A 26,465-nucleotide genomic window follows, 5' to 3' on the forward strand; every position below is an offset into this window, starting at 1 on the left:
GTTTCTATGATGTAGAATACAAGTACTAATTATAGAATATATATGCTATTATATTGTGAATTGGGAAGGAGGGGTATGAACCAACAACAGGGGCGCGTTGTTATGCATCTTGATATGGACGCTTTTTTCGTTAATGTGGAGCTTCTGGAGAGCCCCGAATTACAGGGTGTACCTATCATCGTTGCTCCACAGGGGCCTCGCGCCGTAGTGTGTTCTTCCTCGTATGAGGCTCGCATATATGGAGTTCGTTCTGGCATGCCCCTTTCACGAGCTCTTTCTCTATGTCCTGCTGCTGTGGTCATGCCTCTTCGCGGTAACTATAGGTATTATTCGCAGGCTGTTATGGATATTTTGCGTGCAGAAAGCCCGTTGGTAGAACAGGTAAGCGTGGACGAAGCTTTTGTGGATCTCACGGGTGCAGTTATCCATGGAACGAGTCCTGTAGATATCGCTCAGCGTGTGCGTTCACGAATTGCGGAGGAGCTTCATCTACCAAGCTCGGCAGGCATTTCCGTCAATAAACTTATTGCCAAGATGGCTTCGACCGGTAGTAAACCTAATGGGCTATGGGTGGTTCCTCCCGCAAAAGTCCGTGAGTTTTTAGATCCACTTCCTGTCTCAAAACTCTGGGGTGTAGGGTCTAAAAGTACTGCAGCCCTCGGTAAATACGGTATTACAACAATTGCTGGTTTACGCGAACTCGACATAAGCTGGCTGCGTGCACGGTTCGGACGAGCTGCTGGAGAACACCTTTGGGCTACATCTCGTGGGCTCGATAGCCGTGATGTTGTGCCCTATCGTGAAGAGAAAAGTATAGGCGCTGAGCACACATTCGGGACTGATACTACGGCGGGGTATGAGATTACGGATGCTTTGCGCTCGCTTTCGTTTAAAGTGGGTATACGTTTGCGCCGTGCACGTAAGCTGGCAGGTTCTCTCAGCCTCAAAATTCGGTATGAAGGATTTGAGACTCATACGAAATCTGTGCCGTTGTCGGTTTCTTGCGATTCAGGTATGGAAATTTATCGGGCATCTCATGCTGCACTGCGCGGGATGGGGCTTTTGGCCTTTTCTGCTGAGCAGTCTCAGGAGTATGCGACACGCGCTATTCGCCTCATTGGTGTTCGCGCCGAAAAACTTGAACGTAGTGAGCTCGGAGTGCAGTATCCACTCTTCGACGATGCAATACTGTTAGATTTAGAGGCAGGTTCTAAACATCTTGAAGATACTGTGGGTGATGATAGGTTCAGGGTCGGTGCTTGGAATGGAATCCGCAGTGCTCCTGACTGGAGCGCAGTGGAACATGCTCTCGATAGTATTCGTCAGAAGTTTACTGATGCAGCCGTTTCTAGTGCTTCTGATCTTTCATATATTCACAAGAGCAGCCCAGAAAAAACAGAAAACTTCTTAGGGGAGCGCTCTGGAGTATAGGGGAGTAAAAAGTGGAGGGAATCGAAGAATCTGGGGTAGAAAAATCTGTCCTGAGGTGAATCTTCCCATAAAGAGCGTAAACAAGACCATATTTGGTTAGAGAAGAAAATTTTCACGCGAGCGAACGGTAGGTATCTTAAAAAAGGATTGCGGGGTAGTATAAAAGCAACGGAGTGTTATAGGTTTAGGATAGACGAATAAGCACTCATGTCACCGGTTCGTTCAAGGAGAATGAAATGGCACTTTCTGAGCGTGAACAGAAGGTTCTCGACCAGCTCGAAGAACTGATGAGCGCTGAGGACCCACATTTTGCGTCATCAATGTCATCAACGGGTAATACAGCTCCCGTATTTAGTGCCCGACACATGGCTCTCGGCATTTTGGGCGTGTTAGCTGGGTTGGGTATTATTATCGGTGCCGTTGCCTCAAAGATGATATGGCTGGGCATTATTGGATTTATTATTGCTGCCGGTGGTGTTTATTTGGCGACAACGAGTAAGAAGACTCCGGTGGATTCGTTCTTAGGAGACAAGGCGCAGGGAACAACCCAAGCTCGCCGGGAAGGTGCGGGTTCTTCTGAAAAATCTACAAAGCAGTCGAAGTTCATGTCTCGCCTCGAAGAGCGTTGGGACGATCGTAACCGTGGTGAAAACTAACTTTTGATGATTTAAATTTTACTAATAAGTTTAAAGAAACGTCCGAGAGGGCGAGTGGTTTTTGATAAACCACTCGCCCTTTTTGGTGCTTAAAACTAAGGAAAAGCTGTGTTCTTTCTGAGAAAAATCCTCATGAGGTAGGAATAGTGGAGCAAAATGGAGTAAAGTGGAGGGGAAGATAGTTTCAGGGGTAGACATGCCTAATTGGAGTCGCGGGTATTCCGCTTGTCAGGAAAGGGGTGCCGCATGTTTCTTGGAACATATACACCCCGCCTGGACACCAAGGGGCGCATCATCTTGCCAGCGAAATTTCGCGATGAGCTATCAGCTGGTCTCGTGCTAACACGCGGTCAGGAACGCTGCCTATACGTGTTTCCTGTCGCCGAGTTTGAGCGTATCCACGAAACGATGCGAAGCTCTCCGCTTCCTGGGCGGCAAGCACGTGACTTTATGCGTATGTTCCTTTCGGGAGCTTCTGATGAGGTGCCTGATAAGCAGGGACGTGTAACGATCCCGCCTGTGCTGCGTGAGTATGCAGGTCTGTCGCAAGAGCTGACTGTGATTGGTTCAGGAAGCCGTGCGGAAATCTGGGACTCCAAAGCATGGGAAGAATATATGACACAGACAGAAGCAGAATTTGCGTCGTTAGACGAAGACCCTTTCGCCCCGATTCTGTAATGACTATGTCACCACACAGTTTTTTGCCCAAAACGTAACCTGTGATCCGCTGTGAACGACCGCTAGAGCTATGGGAAGGAGCATTATGATCGCCGAGTCTCACTCACTTACCGGCGTGGTTGCCCCAACGCACGATGTTTTGGCATCCCCCAATGCTTTATCTGGCGACCCTGGATATCGGAAAGGGCTTTTGGGACAGCTTTCACAACGACAGGCACAGGAACGCCATGTTCCGGTTATGCTCGATCGTTGCCTGGAGCTGTTGGAGCCCGCTATTTCGCGTCAGGATGCGGTTGTCATTGACGGGACTTTGGGTATGGGGGGTCATACAGAAGCAATGCTTGAAAGGTTCTCCAACCTAACGGTTATCGGCATAGACCGTGACGCACAGGCACATGCTATTGCTGCCGAACGTCTGGCGCGTTTTGGAGATCGCTTCGTGCCTGTGCACACCGTATATGACCATATAGAAGATGCGATGTCTGCGGCGGGAGCCACCTCTGTAGATGGCGTTCTTCTGGATCTAGGTGTGTCTTCGATGCAGCTGGACGAGCGTTCCCGTGGGTTCGCGTATTCCTATGATGCACCTTTGGACATGCGCATGAACGGTGATGATGAGCTAACTGCCCGCATCGTTGTCAATGAGTACAGCGAGAATCAGCTGCGTCGCATCATCAAAAACTGGGGTGAGGAGAAATTCGCTGCCCGTATTGCCCAGCATATTGTGGAACAGCGAAAACACACACCCTTCACCACCACTGGGGAACTGGTAGCTGCCATTCAGAAGGCTGTACCCGCTGCAGCACAGCGCAAGGGCGGTCATCCGGCTAAGAGAACTTTCCAGGCTTTGCGTATCGAGGTTAATCATGAGCTAGAAGCTCTTGAACGGGCGGTTCCTGCGGCTTTGGATGCTCTGAGACTCGGCGGTCGTTTTGTCGCTATGAGCTATCACAGCCTTGAAGACAAAATCGTCAAACGTGCTTTGACCGAGGCTGCTACGTCGAAGGCCCCTAAAGGCTTTCCCGTGGAGCTCGACGAACATCAGCCGACGATAAGAGTTATCACCCGCGGTGCAGAGCCGCCTACAGAGGCTGAAATCGCCGAAAACCCGCGTGCAGCAAGCGCTAAACTGCGTGCCGGAGAAAAAATCAAAGTATCCAGCTGAATCTCTAAGACAGCTTAACTCTCCCGGCACATCTACCTAATTGGTATAACAACAGATACAGACTTGAAAGAGCAGGATATGACCCCTCCGCAACACTCTCCGAGCGTTACCACTCCCGAAGCGCCGACTGTAACCGGCGTAGAGGAGACGCCCCGCGCTGCCACTCAGCGCAGGGGAACTCGGAACGCTAATTTGCGTATTATTCCTGAGCATAAACCTGCTCAGAAACACCCAACGCGCCGGGGTGTACCGGGGCGGAATAAACCTGCGTCAAACGTGAAAAGCCGTGTTTCTCAAATCCAGGTTCCACGTACTTCTGTAACTTCTAATACGCACGTTCGAATTGCTCATCGTGCACAGAACCGGTTGTCGGAACATGTAACCGCATACGCTGGTCCGCGCACTGGCGGTGCTCAGCATCCGCGTACTATCGGATACCCGGCGAAATCTGCATACCCAGCTCGTTCGATTGCGGCTAAGAGTTCACGAGTAAAAGCCCAGGCTCGGGAGACTCGTCGTGTACCGCTTGCCCTGTCACTGGTACGTCCGCGAAGCTGGAGTCCTGTGGCGTTGGTGGGTGTATTTGTTGCTATCCCGTTGACCTTGGTCTTTATCTTGATGCTCAATATCTTGATCGCAACCCGTCAATACGACCTTGTGGACTTGCGTACCCAAGAGCAAACACTGACCCAAGAGAACCAAGCCCTGCAACAAGAAATTGGGTACCAACAGGCACCTCAAAACCTGGCGAATCGTGCAAGTTCGCTGGGCATGCACGCGACGAATATTCCGGCAACTTTGGATATCAACAGCGGGCAGATTAACGGCACGGCTACCCCTGTAGCGAAGCCTAAAGATGATGCCCCGGGCGCTCGCAACCTCGTGGATGCCCCCGCCGTTCCCGGTCAGGGGAGTCGCGCTTCGACATCTGCAACGCCGAGTGCAGCACCGTCTGCATCGGCGGATAAACAGCAACCGGCTTCGAGTGCGTCTGCTTCATCGTCGGCGTCTGCAAAACCCTCGGCATCCACTAACCCTTCAGCATCTCAACGATAGTATATTGGTGGGGACTGGAACGAACTGTTTAAGAGTTTGAAAGGACACCTTTGAGCTTTCATGAGAATGCGCCCGTGCCGCCCGAGCCTCAACAGCTTGGGCGTCGCGGGTTTGTAGTGGGTGCTTTGGCTACTGGCGGCTTGGCGGCCGTGGGTGCACGGCTTCTCTATCTACAGGGGTTTGATCCACAGCATACTGCCGAGAAATCGCGTGAGAAACGCATGCGCTCTCAGACTGTTCCAGCGGTTCGAGGTCAGATTCTCGATATTAACGGAGTGGTACTTGCTCGAAGCGTGCAGCGGTACAACATCATTGCGGATCAGACTATTGTTGCTTCGTATAAGCGCTACGATAATGACCGCGATACTAAGAGTGAAATCACTCCAGAACAGTTGGTGTATGAGCTAACCGACATTCTGCATACCGTTGACCCTACGGTTACCGACGAGTTTATCAAGTCTAAGCTTGACGGAGACTCAAAATATGCCGTCGTGAAATCAAATGTCACCCCTGAGATATTTCGCCGTATTGATGCTCTAGGAGCCCCGTTCCTTTATGGGGAAGCCATCTCTGAGCGCCTGTACCCAAACGGACCCGTGGGCGGCTCTGTTGTGGGTCGTTACCGTATTGTTGATGAGGCAACCGGTAACGAGAACGAGACGATCAAGAAGAATTTATCTGTAGGTATTGAGCGCGTCTTTGAAAAAGATCTTGCGGGCGTGGACGGTCAGCGTACCTACGAAATTAGTGCCGATGGTGTGCGTATTCCTGTTACTAAAGAAGAGGCGACCGATGTAGAAAATGGGAAGAACGTACGTTTGACCATTAACCAGGATATCCAGTATTTCGCGCAGCAGATTGTCAAAGCGCGTGTGGACGAGCTCAAAGCGGAATGGGGAACCGTTATCGTTATGGATGTGCGGGATGCCTCGATTTTGGCAATGGCCGATTCTACGATGATGGATCCCGGCGCTGAGAAAGTTAAGAACGAGCAGGATACAAGCCCACGTGCTATTTCCCAGGTTGTTGAGCCTGGCTCGACTGAGAAGATTCTGACTGCATCAGCTTTGATCGAAAGCGGCATTACGACCCCTACCTCGGCGTATGATGTTCCGGAACGTTTGGTGATCAACGGGCAAACATTCACGGACGCCTTTGACCACCCCGCACAGCGCCGGACTTTTTCAGGTATTATTACCGATTCAATGAATACCGGAACGGTACTTGTCGGGCAGAAACTCCCCAAGGAAGATCGCTATAACTGGCTCAAAAAATACGGTATGGGGGATTATACGGGTATTGAGCTGACTGGCGAACAGCAGGGGCTAGTAACTGATTGGCATGAGTGGGACGGTCGTCAGGAATACACAGTTTTCTTCGGGCAGGGTATTGCCCAGACCCCTCTACAAACCGCCATGATTTTTCAGGCACTCGGTAATAACGGTGTGAAACTTAAACCGCGCATCGTTGACGCTTTGATTGATGCCGATGGTACGGTGCATAAACGCGATGTGGAACCCGGCACCAGGATGGTGAGCGAAAAAACTGCTGAACAATGTCGAGAACTAATGGAGAATGTTGTACTTCAAAGCCATGCGAAAACAGCCTCTGTCGAAGGGTACCGGGTCGGCGGTAAGACGGGTACAGCTGAAGCTCCCAGCGATAAAGGCGGATATGACGGATACACCACATCCTTTATAGGTCTTGCGCCTATAGACAACCCGCAGTTTCTCGTAAGCGTTACTCTGCAGCGCCCTCAGGGTGATGTGCGTAGTGTGGGAGCAACAAGCCAGTTCTCACAGATTATGGAGAAAGTACTGCACACGTATAACGTGCCTAAATCCACCACAGATCCAGTAAAAATTCCTATTTTTGCGGATGGAAAATCTAACGGGTAAGTCACATGCGGTCACCCGACCGTGTAGAACTTATTACAATAGGAACGTACCTTGGCGTTGATCGAGGACGATAACAATAAAAATCTCGGCGGCAAGAAATGCGTATGACCGTCAGGAAAGAAGGATAATGGACAGCGAAACGCGCTTGGCTCAAGATGCTCGTCGCACCTCGCACTTGGGAGGCGATGTGCAGAGTCTGCGACCTCGGAATCCACGAGGGAGCACGGTTACTGAGCTCGTGGAGCATCTAGAGGCTTTAGGTGCGCATCCTGTTCTAGAACATCAAAGCTCTGAAGAAGATGTGCGAGGGATCAGCATGGATTCTCATGCAGTTCGTCCTGCAGACCTATATGTTGCTCTTCCAGGCGCGAAAGCTCATGGTGCACAATTCGCGCAAAAAGCGCTGGAGGCCCAGGCTCACGCTATCCTCACGGATACTGCAGGCGTTCGGATGATTCGGGAGGCAAATCTTTCTTTAGATAGGTGCTCCCTGCTGGTCTGTGACTCTTTACGTCCTGTTATAGGATCACTCGCCGCTTTGATCTATGGGTCACAAGATTACAAGGGTCTGAATCGCTACGCTGTCACAGGAACCAATGGAAAAACGACGACTACCTACATGCTGGAGTCGGTATTCCGAACTGCTCTCAAGGCTAAGACCGGTCTTATCGGTACTATCCAAATTCTTGTTGATGGTGTGAGCGTTCCTTCAGCTCTAACCACCCCAGAGTCTGTTCACGTTCATTCTCTCCTTGCGATTATGGGGGAGTGCGGCGTGTCTCATGCAGCAATGGAAGTTTCCTCGCATGCTATCGACTATCACCGTGTAGATGGTGTAGTTTATAAGGTCTCTGGGTTTACAAACCTCACCCAGGATCATTTAGATTTGCATGGCACCATGCAGAATTATTTTGATTCTAAAGCACAGCTTTTTACACCCGAGCGGACTGAGCGCGCTGTCATCACTGCCGATGACGAGTGGGGCGAGAAGATGCTTCGCCACGCCCAGATTCAGCTGGGGACAGGTAATGCTGTTCGGCTTGTTACTGAATACGGCGTGGGTCTAGCCGAGGTTCCAGCTGAGTTCGGTCCGCTTGATTGGGCGGTAATCAACGTTGAACGTGATGGGTTAGGGCATCGTTTCACGTTGGCTAACGGCGCGGGAGACACCATTCCCTGTTGTACCCATCTTCCGGCAGATTTCAATGTTTCAAACGCCGCGCTCGCCGCGCTGATGGTATATATTGGTGCTTCTGAGGAAGAACGCATTATCCTACGACCTGCCCTAGCTGATGGCACGGCATTAACCCCTATAGTGCCCGGGCGTATGCAGCTGATTTCTCTGGCACCGCATACTATTGTCGATTTTGCCCACAACCCTGACGGGCTCACTCGGGCGCTTGAAGCCATGGACCGACCAGGTGGTGGGCGAGTCATCATTGTTTTCGGGGCAACAGGCGAGCGCGATCATCTCAAACGTCCCCTAATGGGAGAAATTGCTGCGCAGCACGCCGATATTGTGATTGTGACCGATGACGATCCGCACGGTGAAGACCCCGCCCCAATTCGCGAGGCTGTTGTTGTCGGGGCTGAACGAGCTAATGCCGAAGGTGCGCGAGCATCCCAAATCCTTAATCTTGCTCCGCGAGAAGTGGCGATTGCTCGGGCAATTGAACTCGCAGATGCGAGAGATGCTATTCTTATCGCCGGTCGTGGACATGAAACGGCGCAGGATGTTGCCGGTACCGATGTGCAACTTGACGACCGCGTGGAGACCGCGAAAGCGCTTGTCTTTAACAACTTCGAAATTCTTCCGGATTATCGACGCATGCTTGAAGAAGCATAAGGAGCATAGATGATTAAGCTTTCCGCCGCCGAAATTATTACGGCAACAGGCGGCTCACCGCTCGGCTTAGCCAGGCGTGAGAGCGAGCTAGGTGCTACCTTCGCGACCACCGATTCGCGTGAGGTTATACCAGGCACCCTATTTGTTGCTAAGCCAGGTGAGGTGACCGACGGACACAACTTCGTGTCGGGAGCCTTCGACAAAGGTGCTGTCTTAGCGCTTGTCGAACGCCCTGTTAAAGATGAGCGGGGTATTCTGTACCCCAGCATCCAGGTTGATGATGTGGTTCTCGCCATGGGTAAGATCGCACAGTATGCTGTTGAAAAGATGCGGTCTCTAGGCGATCTTACGGTTATTGGTATTACCGGTTCTGCGGGGAAGACCACCACAAAAGATTTATTAGCAGCGATCCTAAGTTCTCAGGGCGAAACTATAGCCCCTGTAGGTTCGTACAACGGCGAAGTTGGCGTACCTTTGACTGTATTCCGCGCTGACGAAAGTACTCGCTACCTTGTGATTGAGATGGGTGCCGATCATGTGGGGAATATCGAATACCTGGCAAATATTGTGCACCCTGACCATGGTGTGATTCTTAAAGTTGGCACCGCACATGCTGGCGAGTTTGGCGGGGTCGACAACATTGAACGTACTAAAGGGGAGCTTGCCGAAGGTATTCATACTGGCGGAACCTTGATCCTCAATGCTGATGATGAGCGTGTTGCACGCATGTCAGCTCGCGCAAGTGTGCCGGTAACCTACTTTGGGGTGGGGGAGAAACCGCAGTACGAACGCTATACTGCCGCTTTGGGGCTGCATACTAATGATGCTGGTTGTCCGGAATTTACTCTTCGCCTTCCCGACGCCAGCGAATATGAGATTTCCTCCAAACTCATTGGTGAGCATCATGTATGCAATATTCTGGCGGCTGCTACGGTAGCCTATAACGCTGGTGTTCCTGGAGACGCTATTGCCCATGCCCTCAATAACACCGGTGCACTGTCTAAATGGAGGATGGCTCGTACAGACCGCGCAGACGGTGTGACTGTCATCAACGATGCGTATAATGCTAATCCCGAGTCAATGACAGCCGCTTTACGCACTTTGGCCCAACTGGGACGAGGCGCGAAGCCACGACGGACTTGGGCAGTTTTGGGGGCTATGCTCGAACTGGGCGAGGCCTCTTTGGAGGAGCACGATCGACTCGGTCGTCTGGTGGTACGCATGAATATATCAAAGCTTATTGCGGTTGGGAATGAGGCGAAACCAGCCTACAACGCCGCGCATCTTGAAGGTTCATGGGGTAACGAAGCTACCTGGGTAGAGACACCGCAAGAAGCACTAAATATTTTGCGTGCAGAGTTACGTTCTGGCGATATTGTGCTGTTTAAATCTTCAAATGGCGCTAAACTAGGTTCTTTGGGCGATGAGGTTGCCTTCTGCACCGAGACCTTTGGCGAGGCTCAAGAACAGGCTCCAGCTTGGCTGAGTGCTGGCGATTTTGTTGAGGTGACGGATTTAACGGGCGCCGCTCTGAGCACGGTATCAGCTGGTAGTTCTGCAGCGCAAACCTCGACGACCGCCCTAGACCGTAGCCATCTTCACGAAGGAACACATTAACCATGATTACTGTGCTTATTGCTGGAATCCTAGGGTTTATTATCTCCTTCTCAGCAATACCGCTCTTCATCAAGCAGATGCAGAAGCTCAAGTTGGGGCAGCTGATTCGTGAAGAAGGCCCCGCCGCGCATCAGCATAAGGCGGGGACGCCCACGATGGCAGGTCTTATTTTTATCCCAGCCGCCGTTGTTGCCTACTTGCTTGCGTTGATGATTAACGCTGCGGTTTTTGGAACCTCGCCGGTTCCTAGTGCGACGGCTTTATTGACCCTCGGGTTTACACTAGGAATGCTCGGAGTCGGTGCCGCCGACGATATTATGAAGTTCCGCAACCAGGGGAACGAAGGACTTACCGAGAACCAGAAGACTATTGGTCTGCTGGCGGTGACTCTTCCTTTTGCGTATTTGGTGTTTCAATTTCCTAATGCGGCGGGAGTGACCCCCGCCTCGACGGCGATTTCGTTTGTGCGTGATCTTCCGTTCGACTTCATGGCTGCTGGGGCTATAGGCGGTACTATCCTCATGGTGTTGTGGATTACCCTGATTTCTCTTTCGGGCACTAACGCCGTGAATTTCACTGATGGTCTCGATGGACTTGCGGGTGGCGCAACGATGACCATCTTTACTGGATACCTTGCCATGACTATCTGGCAATACGTACATGCCTGCAGCGGTGGGGCGGGAAATGCATGCTATGATGTGCGGGATCCAGGGTCGCTGGCACTTATTGCAGCCGCACTTGTTGGTTCCCTCGCCGGGTTCCTATGGTGGAACGTTTCTAAGGCACAAATCTTTATGGGAGACTCTGGTTCTCTTGCTTTGGGGGGTGCACTGGTCTCCTTCGCTATTTTCACCCGTACCGAGCTCCTGCTTCCCATTATCGCGCTTGTGCCGGTTCTGGAAGTGTTTTCGGTGATTGTGCAGAAAGTTGTCTTCAAAGTTAGCCGTAAACGTTCTGTATCTGTTGGCGATAAAATTCCTCATGCCTACCGTTTCTTCCGCATGACTCCTTTCCACCATCATCTTGAGAAAACCGGTGCAAACGGAAGATACTCCATAGATAAGAAGGGTCTTGTCCCCGGCTCTGTCAGCAGTGGTGAAGTGAACTCGGTATTCCGTCTGTGGATTGCAAATGCGCTTTGTGTGCTGGTTGCTCTTGCAATTTTCTTTGGAGATTGGTTCTCACAGACGTCTGGAGTGATTCACTAATGCCTGACGCTAAGAACTCGCAGCGGGCCTCCAAGTATCAGGCACAGCGTGCCCAATATGCAGATGTTATCGCTGTCAATCCAGTCGTCAATAATCCTCGGCTTGCTGAGCTCACTACCTGGGACGGGCCTTGGGCGGGGCTGAAGGTTGTCGTGATAGGCCTCGGCACCAGCGGCGATGCTGCAGTGGATGTGCTGGCCCAGAAAGGTGCCCACATTACCGCTATTGATGCGCAGGATACGCAAGAAAAGCGAGAGCGCATCCGAATTTACCAAGAGGCCTATGGAAGCGTGGCGGGTTTATTTGGTGAGGAATACATGGAATGTGTGCCTCGTGTCGATGATCAAGACCCGGATGTTATCGTGACTTCGCCAGGAATTCGTCCAGATAGCCTGGTCATGCTCGATGCTTATGAACGGGGTATCCAAATTTGGAGTGAAATCGAACTGGCATGGCGTCTGAATCAACGTCAAGGTCGGGTTACTCCAAAGTGGCTGTGCCTGACGGGAACCAATGGGAAAACTACGACCGTGGGCATGGTCGATTCGATTCTTAAAGCAGCCGGTAAAAAATCTCTGCAGGTTGGGAACGTGGGCATGCCAGCAGTCTACGCTGTTGCCGACGATGAACCCTATGAATTTTTTGCGGTAGAGCTTTCGAGCTTTCAGCTGCATTGGACTTCTTCACTGTCGCCATACGCTTCCGTGGTGCTTAACGTAGCGGAAGATCACGTCGATTGGCACGGTTCCTTTGAGGCTTACAAGGCCGATAAAGCACGTGTGTACGAAAATACTCAGGCAGCGTGTATTTTCAATACCGATCATGCTGATACTTTGCGTATGGTCGAAGAAGCAGACGTTATAGAAGGTGCCCGTGCCATCGGTATTAGCTCAACCGAGATCCCCTCAGTCTCCATGTTGGGCTTGGCGGAAAACATTATTGTTGACCGTGCGTTTTTGAAGAATCGATACAGCGAGGCACTTGAGCTTGGTGTTCTTGAAGATTTAGCGCCCGTTCCCGGTCAAGCTCCCGCACAGCACACTGTGGAGAATGCGCTAGCCGCTGCCGCATTATGTCGTGCTGCAAATATTGCTCCTGAGGCTGTGCGGGATGGACTGCGTTCTTATAAGCCTGGTGCGCATCGTAATCAGACGGTGCTTTACCGCGATGGAATCCAGTGGGTCAACGATTCTAAGGCTACTAACCCACACGCCGCTAACGCTTCAATGAGCGCTTATCCTTCGCTGATTTGGATTGCTGGAGGTCTTTCTAAAGGGGTGGAGTATGATGATCTTATAGATCAGCATGCTTCACGTTTGAAAGCAGTATTAATCATTGGCACTGATACGGCGGGACTTAAAACATCTTTGGCGAAGTATGCAAGCCATGTTCCTACCTATAATATGACGGCTTCGGCGAATGATCCCTCTGACGGGGTTACTGTTATGGAAGCTGCCGTAGTCAAAGCAGAAGAGCTAGCCGCTGAGGGTGATACAGTACTCATGGCGCCTGCCGCTGCTTCGATGGATCAATTTAACAATTATGCCGTTCGTGGTAACGCTTTTGTGGATGCGGTCAAATCTCATATTGTCGGTATCTGAAGGCATATTGATTGCTCTGAAACGATAAACGCCGTGTAGACTTTTCTGCTGTAGGAAAAATCTATTGAGTTTGTCGTGTTAAGACACAGAAGAGGAGAACGCATGAGTAATGCACCCGGTCAGACTCACTCGTCGGCCCGTGGAGGCGTAAGTCATGCACAGCGCCAGGGCAGGAACGGCTCAACGAGGCTCGGTTCTTTTCTGCATAACGCTATCTCGTCTCTTTATAAGCGTTCCGCATCGCGCGATTTAGCGGATGTGCCGCGACTGATTCTTTTAGCATGCGCTGGTCTCACAGTTTTTGGCGTGATCATGGTACTGTCTGCATCATCTGTGAGCATGATTTCACAGGGAATGTCCCCTTTCTCACAGGTAACCCGTCAGGTAATGTTTGCCGCTCTAGGCGCCGCTGCATTAGGGGCTATAGCAGTATTGAAAGTACAGCGGTACCGCAAAATGTGGGTCGTTAATATCCTCTTAACCCTGGCGATTCTTGCCCAGATTGCCGTTCTTGCTATTGGTACCGATATTAATGGCAACCGTAACTGGATTAGGTTCAGCGGCATTCAGATTCAGCCTTCGGAGTTCTCTAAACTCGCTATTGTGCTGTGGATGGCGATGGTCATGACTCGGCAGGGCAGTAAACTCAAAGAGAAGACATCTCGTGCAATTTTTCCCGCACTTTTTGGACTCTTGCCTTTGATGCTGCTTATTCTGGCAGGTAAAGATCTCGGTACCATGATCGTCTACGCCTTTATCTTCTTGGGCATGGTATATATTGCGGGTGCAAACCGTAAGACTATGGTATGGCTTTCGATTATTCTGATCGTGAGTGCCATAGTGGGGTCAATTTCGAGTTCAAACCGTCGTGAACGACTGATGAGTGTTCTCGGTGTGTGCACCGGTTCTGTCTGTGATCAATCTCAGGCTGGCGGGGTTGCGTTGGCAACCGGTGGGTTCTGGGGCGTTGGTCTAGGACAATCCCGCCAGAAGTATAACTATTTGCCCGAAGCACATAACGATTACATTTTCGCCATTATCGGCGAGGAACTGGGGCTTTTGGGCACGCTTACCGTAGTGCTTTTGTACCTGGGCCTGATCTATTGTGCGTTACGCATTATCGCCCGAACTGCAGACCCGTTTATTCGTATTGCAACGGGCGGTATTATCGCATGGCTTTCCACTCAGGCTATTGTGAATATGGCGATGGTTTCCGGTATTCTTCCCGTGATTGGTGTGCCGCTTCCCTTTATTTCATACGGCGGTTCATCCTTGATTTCATCAATGCTTGCCGCAGGTATGCTCTATGCTTTTGCGCGGCAAACTCCACTTGTAGGTGGGCCCATACCGGCCGCCGATTTAACGAAACAGACACCTCGCGAAGTGCGACGCGCTAATGAAGACTGGAAGCGACGACTGTCTCTTCAAGCCATCGTTGAAGATGAGCGGCTTCAACTGCAAGAAGCCGGTGGAGCTCTTGGTAAAGATTACTGGGGTGGGGGCTTACTGCGTAGAGTCAAAGAACTGCCATCCTGGTTGGGAATAACCCAGCGACAGCGTGAGCATACTCGCAAGACGTATGAGCAGCGCGCTCAAGCACGTGCCGATCGTGCTGCTGAGCGTCGCCGTGAGGCGGAGCATCAGGAAGCTCTCGCTCATGAAGAGCAGCGTATTCAGCGTGAACGGCAGCGACTTCGTGAGCAGCGGTTCCAAGAGGAACATCCAAATGGATTGCATACCCATGAACGGGTTCCTCAATTGCGCCGTAAGGGAGATGCGCATCCTGCATCTCGCCCCTCGCAGGGCAAGCAACGGTCAACCCCTGCAGACCATGAAGACACAATTCCTCTGCAGAACCTGCAAAAGCGCACAAACGCCAATCGAGCGCGTCACCGTTCTTCGTCATCGGGACGTTTGCCAGCCGGGTTGCGACCTTTGCACCCTCAACCGGGTTCCCAAACATCTTCTTCAGGGCAGCCTTCTGCGGGAACATCACGTCAGATACGTCGGCAGCAGCCTTCACAGAGTCAGCAGAACCCGCGAGGCCGTAAACCTGGCCAGGGTGGTTCACGCTCATAGCCTCTGAAATAGGGAAAGGAGGAATACCAGGCTCGGGACGTGGGTATATACCCGACTTCATATTCTTTCACTACGGGGTTAGTCCTGCTATGTCGTAAAATGAGGTGAATGTATTTGTTGGGAGTTATTATCTATGTCTAAGGCACCCTCTGTGGTTCTCGCTGGCGGCGGCACCGCTGGTCATATTAACCCGATGCTTGCTATAGCACGCGAAATCCGCCGGATTGAGCCGGAAGCTAATATTCTGACTCTTGGCACCAAGGATAAGATGGAAGCTCAATTAGTTCCTGAAGCTGGATTTGATATTGAGTTTATTCCGCGTGTAGCTTTCCCCCGAAGCCTATCGCTTAACGCATTAACCTTTTTACCAAGATTCGCAAAAGCGATTTCGCAAACCCGTAAAATTCTCAAAGATGCGAATGCAGATGTTGTAGTAGGCGTAGGTGGTTATGTGTGTCCGCCAGCATATCTTGCCGCTTTTTTCTCCCGCATTCCTGTTGTTATTCACGAGGCTAATGCAAAGCCCGGTTTAGCAAATAAACTGGGTGGTCCTCTAGCGAAGTTTGTGGGTGTGGCTTTCTCCAACACCCCTTTCCCTCGCGCCAAACTTGTGGGTATGCCCATGAAAGATGAGATCGCGCATCTGAACCGTCGAGCGGCACGAGCACAGGCGAGGCATACTCTAGGTCTTGACCCCGATAAGCCTGTTCTGATTGTGACGGGCGGTTCCTTAGGCGCACAAAGCCTTAATAACGCCGTCGCTGAGAACATTACGAATTTTGAGGACTGGGGTTTTCAGGTTTTGCATATTACTGGTAAAGGCAAAGCTATTGTGGATGATTCAGGCGAGCCCGTTACAGCCCCAAATTATCGTCAGATTGAGTTTAGCCACGGCATGCAGGATGTTTATGCCGCAGCCGATCTTTTGATAGTCCGTGCTGGAGCCGCAACCGTAAGCGAAGTTGCTGCGGTGGGTGTACCCGCAATTTTTGTTCCGCTCCCGTTTGGTAATGGTGAACAAAGTCTCAATGCTCGTTCTCTGGTTATGGCAGAAGCCGCGCTTCTCATCGAAGATAAGAAAATGACCGGGGCGTGGTTTGACCGTGAAATTCCATCGTTGATGGCTGATGCTCAGAAGTTAAAAGAAATGGGTCGTCGAGCATATAAATTGGGCATTCGTGATGCCGCACATGTTATGGCTGAGGCAACCCTGAAGGTGGTTAAATAAATGTCCGAATTGATGAACCTTAACATGGTGCTTCCTGAGCCCCTGAACCCGCCGTTTCCCGCGCGCGCATCTCTGCAGGAGTTGGGACGTGTGCATTTTGTAGGGATCGGCGGTGCTGGTATGAGTGCTATTGCAACGTTGATGCTGAAAGCTGGTATTCCCGTAAGCGGCTCTGACCGAGCAGAAACGTCGACTATTCAGGCTTTACGTGAAGCGGGCGCTCGTGTTTATACTCCCCAAGATGCTGCGAATATTCACGATATTGATACCGTTGTTATCTCAACGGCCATTCACGAAGATAACCCCGAACTGATTGCGGCTCGTGCTCAGAACCTTCGGGTATTGCACCGCTCTGAGGCTTTGGCTGCCGCTATGGGAGCATCACAGGTTGTAGCGGTTGCTGGCACGCATGGTAAGAGCACAACCAGTTCCATGATTGCCGTCATGCTGGATAAGTTAGGGTTTCACCCGTCTTTCGCGGTAGGAACAGTTATTGCAGGATACGGCAGCAACGCGCGATTGGGGGCCACTGGTGAAGGCTCTTGGTTTGTAGCAGAGGCTGACGAATCCGATGGGTCTTTTGTGCGCTACCAGCCTGCGATCGCAGTGGTTACCAACGTTGAACCTGACCACTTGGATTTCTACGAAACTCCCGAACGCGTGTATGAGGCGTTTAACCGTTTTGTTGCCTCTATGGCCCCTGGGGGCGTCTTGGTGACATGCTGGGATGATGAAGGCGCTCGTGCGCTTGCAGAACGTGCGCGCGATGCTGGGATTGAAGCGGTAACTTACGGCCAGTCTACCGAGGCTGATCTACGGGTTTCACGCATTACGAGCCACGGCTCAGAGTCTTCGGCAACACTGCGCTGGTCTTTCGAGTGCGCGAGTAAACATTACGAAGGCGAACAGGATGCTCAGCTGCGGGTACCCGGTATTCACAATCAGTTGAACGCAGCGGCAGCTTTTATTACCGCTCTTCTCGCTGGAGCACAACCTGAGGGCGCGGCCGCCGCGTTATACGGCTACGGAGGAGCAGATCGACGTTTTACTCTGCGTGGTGACGTAGCGGGTATTAAAGTCTTTGACGATTATGCTCATCACCCAACAGAGGTATTCCGTGCACTTGAGACCGGCCGCACGGTTGCCGATGGGCATAACCTCTATGTGGTTTTCCAGCCGCATCTGTTTTCACGTACCCAAGAATTTGCCGCCGATTTCGCGCAGGCTCTTTCGAAGGCTGATCGTTCGTATGTACTGGATATTTATCCTGCCCGGGAACTTCCGATTGAGGGAGTCACGAGTGAACTTATCACCGGTGCTGGATTTTCTGAGGTGCATTATGCGTCGGATGCAGCTGCAGCCATTGAAGATATTGCTATGTGTGCTGTTCCAGGCGATATTATTATGACCATTGGTGCAGGTGATGTTACCGCATTAGGAGAGCGTATTCTGCATGAGCTACATGCCCGTTACCCTAAGGAGTAATAGTGGCTAAAGGACGTCAAGAGCGAAAACCGGGCACGGAAGCGTTTGCAACCTCGCCGATACGTACTCCGAAGTTACCGGTTGTTCGCGGCAAAAAGAAAGCTAAACCTGCTGAAGATACGTCAAAATCTTTTGAAGGTATGAGCCCTCAGAACCAGACGAATCCTGTTGAGCAAGAAACTCATACCGAAAGTAAGAGCCAGACGGGTTCTTCCCGTGCAACGTATTCTGAATCTTCAGAGCTCAAGGACCGTGATATACGTCTGGATGCAGGGGAATCTGAACCGGATGAGCTGGATTCACAATCGGCGAAATCTACCTCTAGTACCTTTGGCCGATGGCGTCGTGAACGTGAGAAGGAACGCCAAACCGAGATAGCGCGGGAACAGGAGATCCGCGAAGAGCAGGGGCGTATCGCCCAATTACGCAATGACCCCGGACTCGACGGGCTTTTGGCAGAAGACCAAAGTAAGAGTCAGACTTCGAAGCGCCGACGTCCGCTCACTCGCTTGCGGAAAATTCTTTATGGCGTTGGTGCGTTTATGCTTGCTGTGCTTCTATATATCGGTTTGGTCTTTTATTCTCCGCTGCTCTCTGTTCAGACTATTCGAGTTGAAGGCGCTTCGCTATTGGATAGCGTGCAGGTTGAGCAGAAACTGGAACCGCTCAAGGGCACGCCGCTGACTCGTATTAATGATCAGAAGGTGCGTGAACTTATCGACCAGGAGCATGTACTGCGCGGCGTGCAGATTGAGGCGCATCCTCCGCATGAACTAGTTGTAACCCTCAAAGAGCGTACCCCTGTTGCCGTTATTCATCAGGACGGGAAATATGTGGTTGTTGATAGTGAGGGAATCAAACTTCGTGAAGTTGAGAATGCTGATGGAATCAATGTTCCGCTTGTCGATGTTGGACAGGAAGCTCCCCAGGACTCTGCGGCCTTCCGCACGGTTGCAAATGTGCTCTCTGCTTTGCCCTCGTCAATCCTGACACAGGTGAAGGAGGCACGGGCAAGCTCAACCTCAAATATTAACTTAACCTTGAAGGATGGGGTTGTCGTACAGTGGGGTACAGCTGAAGAGAGTGACCTTAAAGCTAAGGTTTTAATCAAACTGATGGAGGCGGTACATGAGGACCAGTCAAAAACCGCACAACAAGGACAAGCTACTAATAAAGTAAACACTTATGATGTTTCTTCGCCGCGTGTTCCGGTTACTCGTTAGCCTTTAACCTTATGGTTAAGCATCGGGTAAAAAGATAGATTTTTTATAAAAATCTATAAATAATGCACGTCAAATACCTCAGGCAACTAGGAACCTGGTGAAACTGTTGGTATCCTTGCAGATAAAGTCACTATGAGGTTAGGAAGACTAAGGTTCTACTTGAACCTTTGGTTTTTTCTAGAGATTTACACGAAATAATCGAGGGATAAATGGACGCTGGAACTCCCCAGAACTACTTGGCAGTCATCAAAGTCGTCGGTATCGGTGGCGGTGGCGTCAACGCAGTCAACCGTATGATCGAGGTTGGCCTGCGAGGCGTAGAATTCATCGCTATTAACACAGATGCTCAGGCACTTTTGATGTCTGACGCTGACGTCAAACTTGATGTTGGTCGTGAGCTAACTCGCGGTCTCGGAGCGGGCGCAAACCCCGAGGTCGGTCGTCAGGCTGCTGAAGACCACGCCCAGGAAATCGAAGAGGTTATCAAGGGTGCAGACATGGTCTTCGTGACTGCAGGTGAAGGCGGCGGCACCGGTACCGGCGGTGCTCCCGTTGTAGCACGTATTGCACGCTCTTTGGGTGCCCTCACGATCGGCGTGGTAACTCGTCCCTTTACCTTTGAAGGTCGTCGCCGTTCGAACCAGGCGGAAACCGGCATTGCTGCACTTCGTGATGAAGTAGATACCCTCATTGTGATTCCGAACGATCGTTTGCTCTCTATCTCTGATCGCAACGTTTCGATGCTTGACGCCTTCAAATCGGCAGATCAGGTTCTTCTCTCCGGTGTGCAGGGTATTACCGACCTGATTACTACTCCGGGTCTGATCAACCTTGACTTTGCAGACGTTAAGTCTGTTATGCAGGGGGCTGGTTCGGCTCTGATGGGCATTGGCTCTGCCGCTGGTGAAGACCGCGCTGTTAAAGCCGCCGAGCTTGCTATCGCATCCCCACTTTTGGAAGCATCCATTGATGGGGCACACGGTGTACTTCTCTCCATTCAGGGCGGTTCCGATCTTGGTCTATTTGAGATTAATGAGGCTGCACGCCTGGTTCAGGAAGTCGCACATCCTGACGCAAATATTATCTTCGGTGCTGTGATTGATGACGCCTTGGGTGATGAAGCACGTGTGACCGTTATTGCCGCTGGATTTGACGCTGTCAATCCTGAGACTAACACCAACGCTAACAGTTCAGCTTCGGCAAATGCTCAGGCGCAGCGTACTCAGCAGGCATTCGGCGGCTCTGGGCAGGCCGCTCCTGCAGCTCCCGCATCAACCGGATATGGTTTCGGCGGTGCGCAGAATGGTACTCAGCAGAATGATGTTCCTGCCGCAGCTGGCTTTGATGTTGATCTACCGCCCGTCGTGGAAGAGTCCCCGGCGCGGCGCGATACCCTCGATGTGCCCGACTTCCTGAAGTAAGTCGCACACATCCTTTTTAGACATAAGGGAGCCAAGGACATATACGTCCTGGCTCCTTTGTGTATGCTTTGACCTTATGACAGCAGAAAGAACCATGAGTACCCTCAACCCGTTCTACTCCACAGGAACTTATACCAGCGGCCCATATACCGTGCATATCGGATTTACTTCACGGTCGGCCGGTAATTTGGGGCTTCATGTTAATGCGGGCGAGCCCCATACCGCAACGCTGAAAAACCGTGCTGATGTACAAAGTCTCTGCGGTTCAGCTCCTTTCCTCTACCTCAATCAAGTACACGGTGCAGATATTGTATGCGCCGATCATATTCTGAGTACACAGATTTCTCCGAATGACGAGCGTGGAGCATATACGTTGAAACGTGCCGATCAATTACGCGAGCAGGCTCCGCAAGCAGATGCTGCCTACAGTACAACAGGTCAGCCTCTAGCTATTATGGTTGCTGACTGCATTCCACTCGTGTTCGTGGGAGAGAAACCTACCCCACATGACGTGCCCATTATTGCTGTGGCACATGCAGGGCGTCCTGGGCTACTTGCAGGAGTTATTCAACGCACAGTTGCGACGATGCGAGAGCAGGGCGCAACACAGATTCACGCGTGGTTAGGGCCTAGTATATGCGGAAGCTGCTATGAGGTACCTGAAGATATGCGCGAACATGCGACACAGCAGATTCCTGAAACGTACGCTCAGACAAGCCAAGGAACACCGGCTTTAGATTTGCCAGCGGGAGCGATTGCTCTCTTGAATAAGCTGAAGATAGAGGTTTCTACCGACTTGGCAGCCTGCACTTATGAAAGCACCAGTCTTTTTTCACATCGAGGATTTATGAATCGAGGTGAAGCACCCGGACGTATCGCTGGGCTCGTATGGGTGACGAAACCTTCCTAAGATCTTAAAATCGAAGAAGAGCTGAGTATGAGGGTATATCGGTAAAGGGGACTGATGATGAGCGAAGAACAGACATTGACGTACACCTCGGAACGCGCGCAGCAGCTTGCGGATAACTACGCACGGGTTATGGCGCGCGTCCGCGATGCTGAAGCCGATACCAGTGGTGTGCGCACCGAGCATAGCCCTACAGTTCGCCTTGTTACCGTGACCAAGTTTTTCCCTGCCTCTGATGTAGCAGCGCTTTACACCCAGGGAGTACGTATTTTTGGTGAGAATCGTGATCAAGAGGCGGCTCCTAAAGCTCGTGCTCTTCGAGCCATCGAAAAACCTGCCGACCCCGCTTACTGGGCGTTTATTGGGCAGTTGCAAACAAATAAGGCAAAGTCCGTCGTAAAATATGCCCATCAGGTACAGTCCGTAGATCGTGCGTCTCTGATTGATTCTTTAGCAAAAGCCTATCGCAACCAAGTAGCTCGCTATGAGGCGGGGGAGCAGGACGCCCCAGTGGCTCTATCCCAAGGAGCTCTAGAATGTCTGATTCAGGTTTCGCTTGAAGCGCAGGCAACGGCCGGACATGCATCGGAAGGGGCGCGTGGTGGAACGGACCAAGACGAGATTTTAGAGCTTGCTGAGCGTATCGAAGCTCAAGAAGAATTACGCTGTGGGGGTATTATGGCGGTGGCGCCACTGGGTGCGAACCCCGACGAATCCTTTGAAAAACTCTGGGAATTGGCGCAGGGTCTGCGCGCCGAGTTTCCGCATGCAGATCAGATTTCGGCGGGTATGAGTGCAGATTTAGAAGCCGCTATTCGCTGGGGGTCTACGTGTGTGCGGGTAGGAAGTGACATCATGGGGAAGCGAGATTACCCCTAGATTTTTTACTAGGTTTTGTTGTGCAAGGCATGCAGCAGATGAGAAATACGCTGATAGGATTTTCAAGCGCTGGTAGAATGTACACCTGTGAGGGATGGTTGACGTCGTCTTTAAGAATATGCATCATCGTCAATAAAGCCCGTGGGAATACCCCCAAAATTCTCTGTGAACATATATAATCGGTGTCGAACCGACAGCGTGTGCGGTGCTATTTCCCACGTTAGAATCTCAGGTATCGGTGGAGCGAATCTCCCGCATATATGTGAATGTACGACTGCGAAACGAGAGTAAAGAATGGCGAAACAAGGCGGTGGCAAACTTGCCAATAGCCTCGGTTCTTTCTTCGGCGTGACTCGTTATGGGTCGGAAACTGAAGAATTATCGGAAGGTATGCAGGATGTCCATAGTCACGATTCGACGGATGAGGCATCTATTCCTTCTGCTGAAACTCCCGCTCCATCACCTGGAACCCGGCTGAATGCATTACCCACACCACCATCTGCTAACCCTGACACCGCAGCTATGCCGCAGGCAACGGGCGCTGCGGAGCCACTATCTGTAGAATCAGAAGCGATTATGGCATCGTCTGCTTATCAAACTTCAGCTCAGCGGCAAGAAACCAACCAGTTTGCCGCGACTTACACGCCAATCCCACACCGGGAACAGAAAACTAACCGAGAGGAATACCAGGTGCAAAATCACTACGAGACCGACGAGTACCCCTACCCTTCCTCCGGCTACGATCAAGTTCATGAGCTTGATGTGAATTCTTACGGCATTGACGAGGGTCTTGGTGCCGGATACCCCTACGAGGAAGATGAGGACGAATTGCGCCGCATTACAACAATCCACCCCCGCTCATACAATGACGCCAAAATTATTGGTGAAGCGTTTCGTGAGAATATTCCTGTGATTATGAATGTCGCTGAAATGAGCGATTCAGATGCTAAACGTCTTGTGGACTTTGCCTCCGGACTCGCATTCGGGCTCTCAGGTCGCATTGAACGTGTGACCGGGCAGGTATTCTTGCTAACCCCCGAAAATCTAGAGGTACTGGGGGCTGACACGACTCCGGCACCGGGCGCTTTTGAGGCTGAGGGCCCGTTTCCTTTTGACCAGGGGTAATGCATGGGGTACATCTTCGCCATCATTACCATAGCCCTGCATATTCTCTACATTGGGTTGCTCTTGCGGATGCTTCTGGACTGGGTGCGTGTCTTTGTGCCGGGGTGGCGTCCGCGAGGGATTGCCCTGCTGTGCGCCTCTGGAGTGTATGCTCTGACGGACTGGCCTATGAACCAGCTTCGCAAGGTTGTACCGCCACTGCGTATTGGTAATTTCGCCCTTGATACTGGGTTTCTGATTCTGATTTTAGGCGTGGGACTTTTATTGTCAGTGATGACCTCTTTGACACTAACTTTTTCACGCTAAATAACAGTTATATTTCCTGGTCAAAGCATAAATTTTTCTGATATGCATAAAGATGTATGAAGCAATAACGGCGAGGCAGACTTTCCGTCAGGAAATACATTTACTATGATGGTAAGAGGTTCTCTGCGCCGAATTCCTGGAAAATCGGGTCTTGAAGTGTAGAGAAGAGTAGAATAATGGGCGGTACCCTAGCCAGCACCGTAAGTTTATTTAATAAATTTATGGGCATCCCAAAACCTATTCACAGATAACTTTATTCTAAAGGAGATAAGCTGTGGCTATCACCCCCGAAGATCTGATTAACAAGAGCTTCAAAATTGTGAGAAACGAATCCGGGTACGACCGCGATGAGGTTGATAATTACCTTGATGAGCTTGTTGTTGAGCTCCGCGCGCTGTACACCGAAAACGAATCCCTCAAGCGTAAGCTTGCGGCCGCCCAGTCTGGTTCAGCAACTCCGGCGACCAACAATACGTCTTCTTCGTCTGCAACGGCTAAGTCCGCTACACAGGATAAGACCAGCACCCCAGCACCCGTTGCTGCTGGCGGCGCTCAGGATGCAGCAGGTCTGCTTGCCATGGCCCAGAAACTCCATGACGAATACGTCTCTCAGGGTGAAAAAACCCGTGCAGAACTCGTTGCTAAGGGTGAGAAAGAAGCTAAAGATCTGGTGGCAGCTGCACGTTCTCAGCGTGATGAGGTTCTTTCCAAGCTCACCGATGAGCGTGACAGCTTGGAAATCACCGTGGAGTCCCTGCGTGGTTTTGAGTCGCGTTACCGTTCGAAGTTGCAGGAACACCTCACCTCTCAGCTTGAAGAGCTGAAGACTCTTAAGTCTTTTGAAGCAGATGCTCGCTAAGCTCTAAGTTTCGATACCTTTTTATAAACACCGTCCGCACCCGTGGCAAGAAGAACTTTGCTACTGGCTTTGCGGGCGGTTGTTTATACCTGGCTTAAGATAAGCTAGAGGAGGGCGAATTCAGGTACAACATCCGCCGCCCCGCTCATTGCCCTTCACCGAGGAGATACATGGAATCTGAAGAGACCACTGCGTCTGCCGCTGGTTCAACAGCATCGCATAAATCTGTTACGCGTATACTCTCATCACGCGGCGCATGGGTAGTCGGGATTCTAACGGCTCTTACTATTTTTTTCATTGACCAGGGCACAAAACTTCTGGTGGTTACCAAGATGCAGATTGGGGAGCGCATCCCCGTAATCGATGGTCTTCTGTGGTGGTATTCCATCAGGAATTCTGGCGCTGCCTTTTCTCTCGGCGAGAATGCAACCTGGATATTTACGGTTATTATGGCGTTTGCCGCTGCAACCGTCCTTTACCTCTTCCGAAGGACGCGGGCTCTGAACTGGACCCTTGCCCTTGGAGGACTGCTGGGCGGTGTTCTCGGAAACCTTTTTGATCGTCTTTTCCGTGAGCCAGGATTCGGTATGGGACACGTGGTGGACTTTATTTCGGTGCCTAACTTTGCCATCTTTAATATTGCCGATTCGGCGATCTGCGTTTGTATGGCTTTAATCGTACTGCTTAACTTCCGTGGCATAACGCTGCTTGGTACACGTGCTAAATCCTCTGCGAAGAAGGCTTCCGCACTATCTACCCACGTGAAAACTCAGAAGATCTCCGAAGGGGAATAATTGACCGATAATGTTGCGCCAGCAGGCATAACCGCCGAGTTCGATGTTTCTGAGGCTCTAGTAGGTATGCGATTGGACGCTGCTCTCGCCGGTGCCCTTGAGATACCGCGTACCCGCGCATCCAGCTGGATTCGCGACGGGCATGTGCGTGTGGTTCAGCGTGGAAATGAGCTGAAAATCGGTAAGTCGCATAAACTTTCTGCGGACGAAACTGTAATTGTGAATGCGCCTGCTCCGCGTGACCTTGCCGATATTCAGCCCGAAAAGGTAGATGGCTTCGACATAGTCTATTGCGATGACGATATTGTGGTGGTCGATAAACCTGCTGGCGTTGCCGCGCATCCTTCTCACGGGTGGCATGGGCCCACTGTTCTTTCGGCTCTTCTGGGAGAAGGCGTTACCGTAGCTACCTCCGGGGCGGCGGAGCGTCAGGGGATTGTGCACCGGCTGGACGTCGGCACTAGCGGGCTTATGGCGGTGGCGCGCAGCGAGCGGGCATATACCGAGCTTAAACGTGCCTTTAAAGACCGTACCGTTGAGAAGGTATATCATGCCCTGGTACAAGGACTGCCGGATCCTCTCATGGGGACTATTGATGCTCCTATCGGCAGGCATCCCGGGCATGAATGGAAATTCGCCATTATTGAAGATGGACGTTCTTCTGTTACCCACTATGAAACTTTGGAATCTTTCGGATCCGCCTCTCTTATTGAGGTGCATTTAGAGACAGGACGGACTCACCAGATCCGTGTGCATTTCTCGTCATTACGGCATCCCTGTTGCGGCGACCTCACTTATGGAGCTGACCCCCGGTTTAGTGCTGAACTTGGCCTGACTCGGCAGTGGCTGCATGCACATCGCCTAGGCTTTACCCATCCGGGAACTGGAGAGCACATTAAGTTTGAGAGTCCCTATTCGCAGGATTTAGACTATGCACTTGAGGCTCTCCGCACCGGGAACATTACTAGAGCATAACTAAAATTCAGTCAGCACACTAAGAGAC

Annotated in this window: 21 protein-coding genes and 1 pseudogene; all 22 read left to right on the forward strand. The window is 51.3% G+C overall.

All coding sequences use genetic code 11. The features are described 5' to 3' along the window. Positions 1-75: 75 nt before the first annotated feature. The 22 genes and pseudogenes from dinB to HMPREF2756_RS07440 all read left to right on the forward strand — a co-directional run bounded on the left by dinB (position 76) and on the right by HMPREF2756_RS07440 (position 26,437). Positions 76-1,431, forward strand: a complete 1,356-nt coding sequence (dinB, locus tag HMPREF2756_RS07335) for a DNA polymerase IV (RefSeq protein WP_070619870.1) — start codon at positions 76-78, stop codon at positions 1,429-1,431. A 236-nt stretch (positions 1,432-1,667) separates the two neighbouring features. Next, positions 1,668-2,087: a DUF3040 domain-containing protein gene (locus HMPREF2756_RS07340; protein ID WP_048777759.1), complete on the forward strand. Its 420-nt coding sequence runs from the start codon at positions 1,668-1,670 to the stop codon at positions 2,085-2,087. A 246-nt stretch (positions 2,088-2,333) separates the two neighbouring features. Further along, the gene (gene mraZ / locus HMPREF2756_RS07345; protein ID WP_070619873.1) at positions 2,334-2,765 is read left to right on the forward strand and encodes a division/cell wall cluster transcriptional repressor MraZ; all 432 of its coding nucleotides are present in this window, start codon (positions 2,334-2,336) and stop codon (positions 2,763-2,765) included. Positions 2,766-2,850: 85 nt separating this feature from the next. Next, the gene (gene rsmH, locus HMPREF2756_RS07350) at positions 2,851-3,930 is read left to right on the forward strand and encodes a 16S rRNA (cytosine(1402)-N(4))-methyltransferase RsmH (RefSeq protein WP_256388187.1); all 1,080 of its coding nucleotides are present in this window, start codon (positions 2,851-2,853) and stop codon (positions 3,928-3,930) included. Positions 3,931-4,008: 78 nt separating this feature from the next. Then, on the forward strand, positions 4,009-4,986 hold the full coding sequence (locus HMPREF2756_RS07355; RefSeq protein ID WP_246825886.1) for a cell division protein FtsL: 978 nt from the start codon (positions 4,009-4,011) through the stop codon (positions 4,984-4,986). 50 nt (positions 4,987-5,036) lie between these two features. Continuing rightward, positions 5,037-6,884 (forward strand): peptidoglycan D,D-transpeptidase FtsI family protein, encoded by a 1,848-nt coding sequence (locus tag HMPREF2756_RS07360; protein WP_013398837.1) that lies wholly within the window; start codon positions 5,037-5,039, stop codon positions 6,882-6,884. Positions 6,885-7,011: 127 nt separating this feature from the next. Further along, entirely contained in the window at positions 7,012-8,730 is a 1,719-nt protein-coding gene (locus HMPREF2756_RS07365; RefSeq protein WP_070619878.1) for a Mur ligase family protein, read from the forward strand. A gap of 9 nt (positions 8,731-8,739) precedes the next feature. Further along, the gene (murF, locus tag HMPREF2756_RS07370; RefSeq protein WP_070619881.1) at positions 8,740-10,347 is read left to right on the forward strand and encodes a UDP-N-acetylmuramoyl-tripeptide--D-alanyl-D-alanine ligase; all 1,608 of its coding nucleotides are present in this window, start codon (positions 8,740-8,742) and stop codon (positions 10,345-10,347) included. 2 nt (positions 10,348-10,349) lie between these two features. Then, positions 10,350-11,555 carry a phospho-N-acetylmuramoyl-pentapeptide-transferase gene (gene mraY / locus HMPREF2756_RS07375; RefSeq protein WP_070619886.1) on the forward strand — a complete coding sequence of 402 codons (1,206 nt, stop codon included), beginning with the start codon at positions 10,350-10,352 and terminating at the stop codon, positions 11,553-11,555. Beyond that, positions 11,555-13,156, forward strand: a complete 1,602-nt coding sequence (gene murD / locus HMPREF2756_RS07380) for a UDP-N-acetylmuramoyl-L-alanine--D-glutamate ligase (RefSeq protein WP_070619889.1) — start codon at positions 11,555-11,557, stop codon at positions 13,154-13,156. Before mraY ends, murD begins: the two co-directional genes overlap by 1 nt. Before the next feature lie 102 nt (positions 13,157-13,258). Then, the gene (locus HMPREF2756_RS07385) at positions 13,259-15,235 is read left to right on the forward strand and encodes an FtsW/RodA/SpoVE family cell cycle protein (RefSeq protein WP_083301696.1); all 1,977 of its coding nucleotides are present in this window, start codon (positions 13,259-13,261) and stop codon (positions 15,233-15,235) included. Between the two features lie 133 nt (positions 15,236-15,368). After that, complete coding sequence (gene murG, locus HMPREF2756_RS07390) at positions 15,369-16,463, forward strand: undecaprenyldiphospho-muramoylpentapeptide beta-N-acetylglucosaminyltransferase (protein ID WP_070619892.1); 1,095 nt, start codon at positions 15,369-15,371, stop codon at positions 16,461-16,463. After that, on the forward strand, positions 16,464-17,948 hold the full coding sequence (gene murC, locus HMPREF2756_RS07395) for a UDP-N-acetylmuramate--L-alanine ligase (RefSeq protein ID WP_070619895.1): 1,485 nt from the start codon (positions 16,464-16,466) through the stop codon (positions 17,946-17,948). It begins immediately after the preceding gene. Positions 17,949-17,950: 2 nt separating this feature from the next. Next, positions 17,951-19,171 carry a cell division protein FtsQ/DivIB gene (locus HMPREF2756_RS07400; protein WP_246825887.1) on the forward strand — a complete coding sequence of 407 codons (1,221 nt, stop codon included), beginning with the start codon at positions 17,951-17,953 and terminating at the stop codon, positions 19,169-19,171. 209 nt (positions 19,172-19,380) lie between these two features. Beyond that, the gene (ftsZ, locus tag HMPREF2756_RS07405; protein ID WP_048777771.1) at positions 19,381-20,592 is read left to right on the forward strand and encodes a cell division protein FtsZ; all 1,212 of its coding nucleotides are present in this window, start codon (positions 19,381-19,383) and stop codon (positions 20,590-20,592) included. Positions 20,593-20,686: 94 nt separating this feature from the next. After that, entirely contained in the window at positions 20,687-21,502 is an 816-nt protein-coding gene (locus tag HMPREF2756_RS07410) for a purine nucleoside phosphorylase YfiH/LACC1 family protein (RefSeq protein ID WP_070619898.1), read from the forward strand. Between the two features lie 54 nt (positions 21,503-21,556). Beyond that, a complete protein-coding gene (locus HMPREF2756_RS07415) occupies positions 21,557-22,378 on the forward strand; it encodes a YggS family pyridoxal phosphate-dependent enzyme (protein WP_070619901.1) in 822 nt (273 codons plus the stop codon). Positions 22,379-23,191: 813 nt separating this feature from the next. Beyond that, positions 23,192-23,503 (forward strand): annotated as a pseudogene (locus HMPREF2756_RS11540) (cell division protein SepF); the annotation flags it as partial. A gap of 3 nt (positions 23,504-23,506) precedes the next feature. Beyond that, positions 23,507-23,809 (forward strand): YggT family protein, encoded by a 303-nt coding sequence (locus tag HMPREF2756_RS07425; RefSeq protein WP_004004398.1) that lies wholly within the window; start codon positions 23,507-23,509, stop codon positions 23,807-23,809. Positions 23,810-24,083: 274 nt separating this feature from the next. After that, positions 24,084-24,668 carry a DivIVA domain-containing protein gene (locus HMPREF2756_RS07430; protein ID WP_048777777.1) on the forward strand — a complete coding sequence of 195 codons (585 nt, stop codon included), beginning with the start codon at positions 24,084-24,086 and terminating at the stop codon, positions 24,666-24,668. A gap of 170 nt (positions 24,669-24,838) precedes the next feature. Further along, entirely contained in the window at positions 24,839-25,462 is a 624-nt protein-coding gene (gene lspA / locus HMPREF2756_RS07435; protein ID WP_070449493.1) for a signal peptidase II, read from the forward strand. Positions 25,463-25,528: 66 nt separating this feature from the next. Next, positions 25,529-26,437: an RluA family pseudouridine synthase gene (locus HMPREF2756_RS07440; RefSeq protein ID WP_246825939.1), complete on the forward strand. Its 909-nt coding sequence runs from the start codon at positions 25,529-25,531 to the stop codon at positions 26,435-26,437. Positions 26,438-26,465 lie beyond the last annotated feature (28 nt).

Source organism: Rothia sp. HMSC067H10, from assembly GCF_001810635.1.
In the GTDB taxonomy this organism is placed as follows: Bacteria; Actinomycetota; Actinomycetes; order Actinomycetales; family Micrococcaceae; genus Rothia; species Rothia dentocariosa.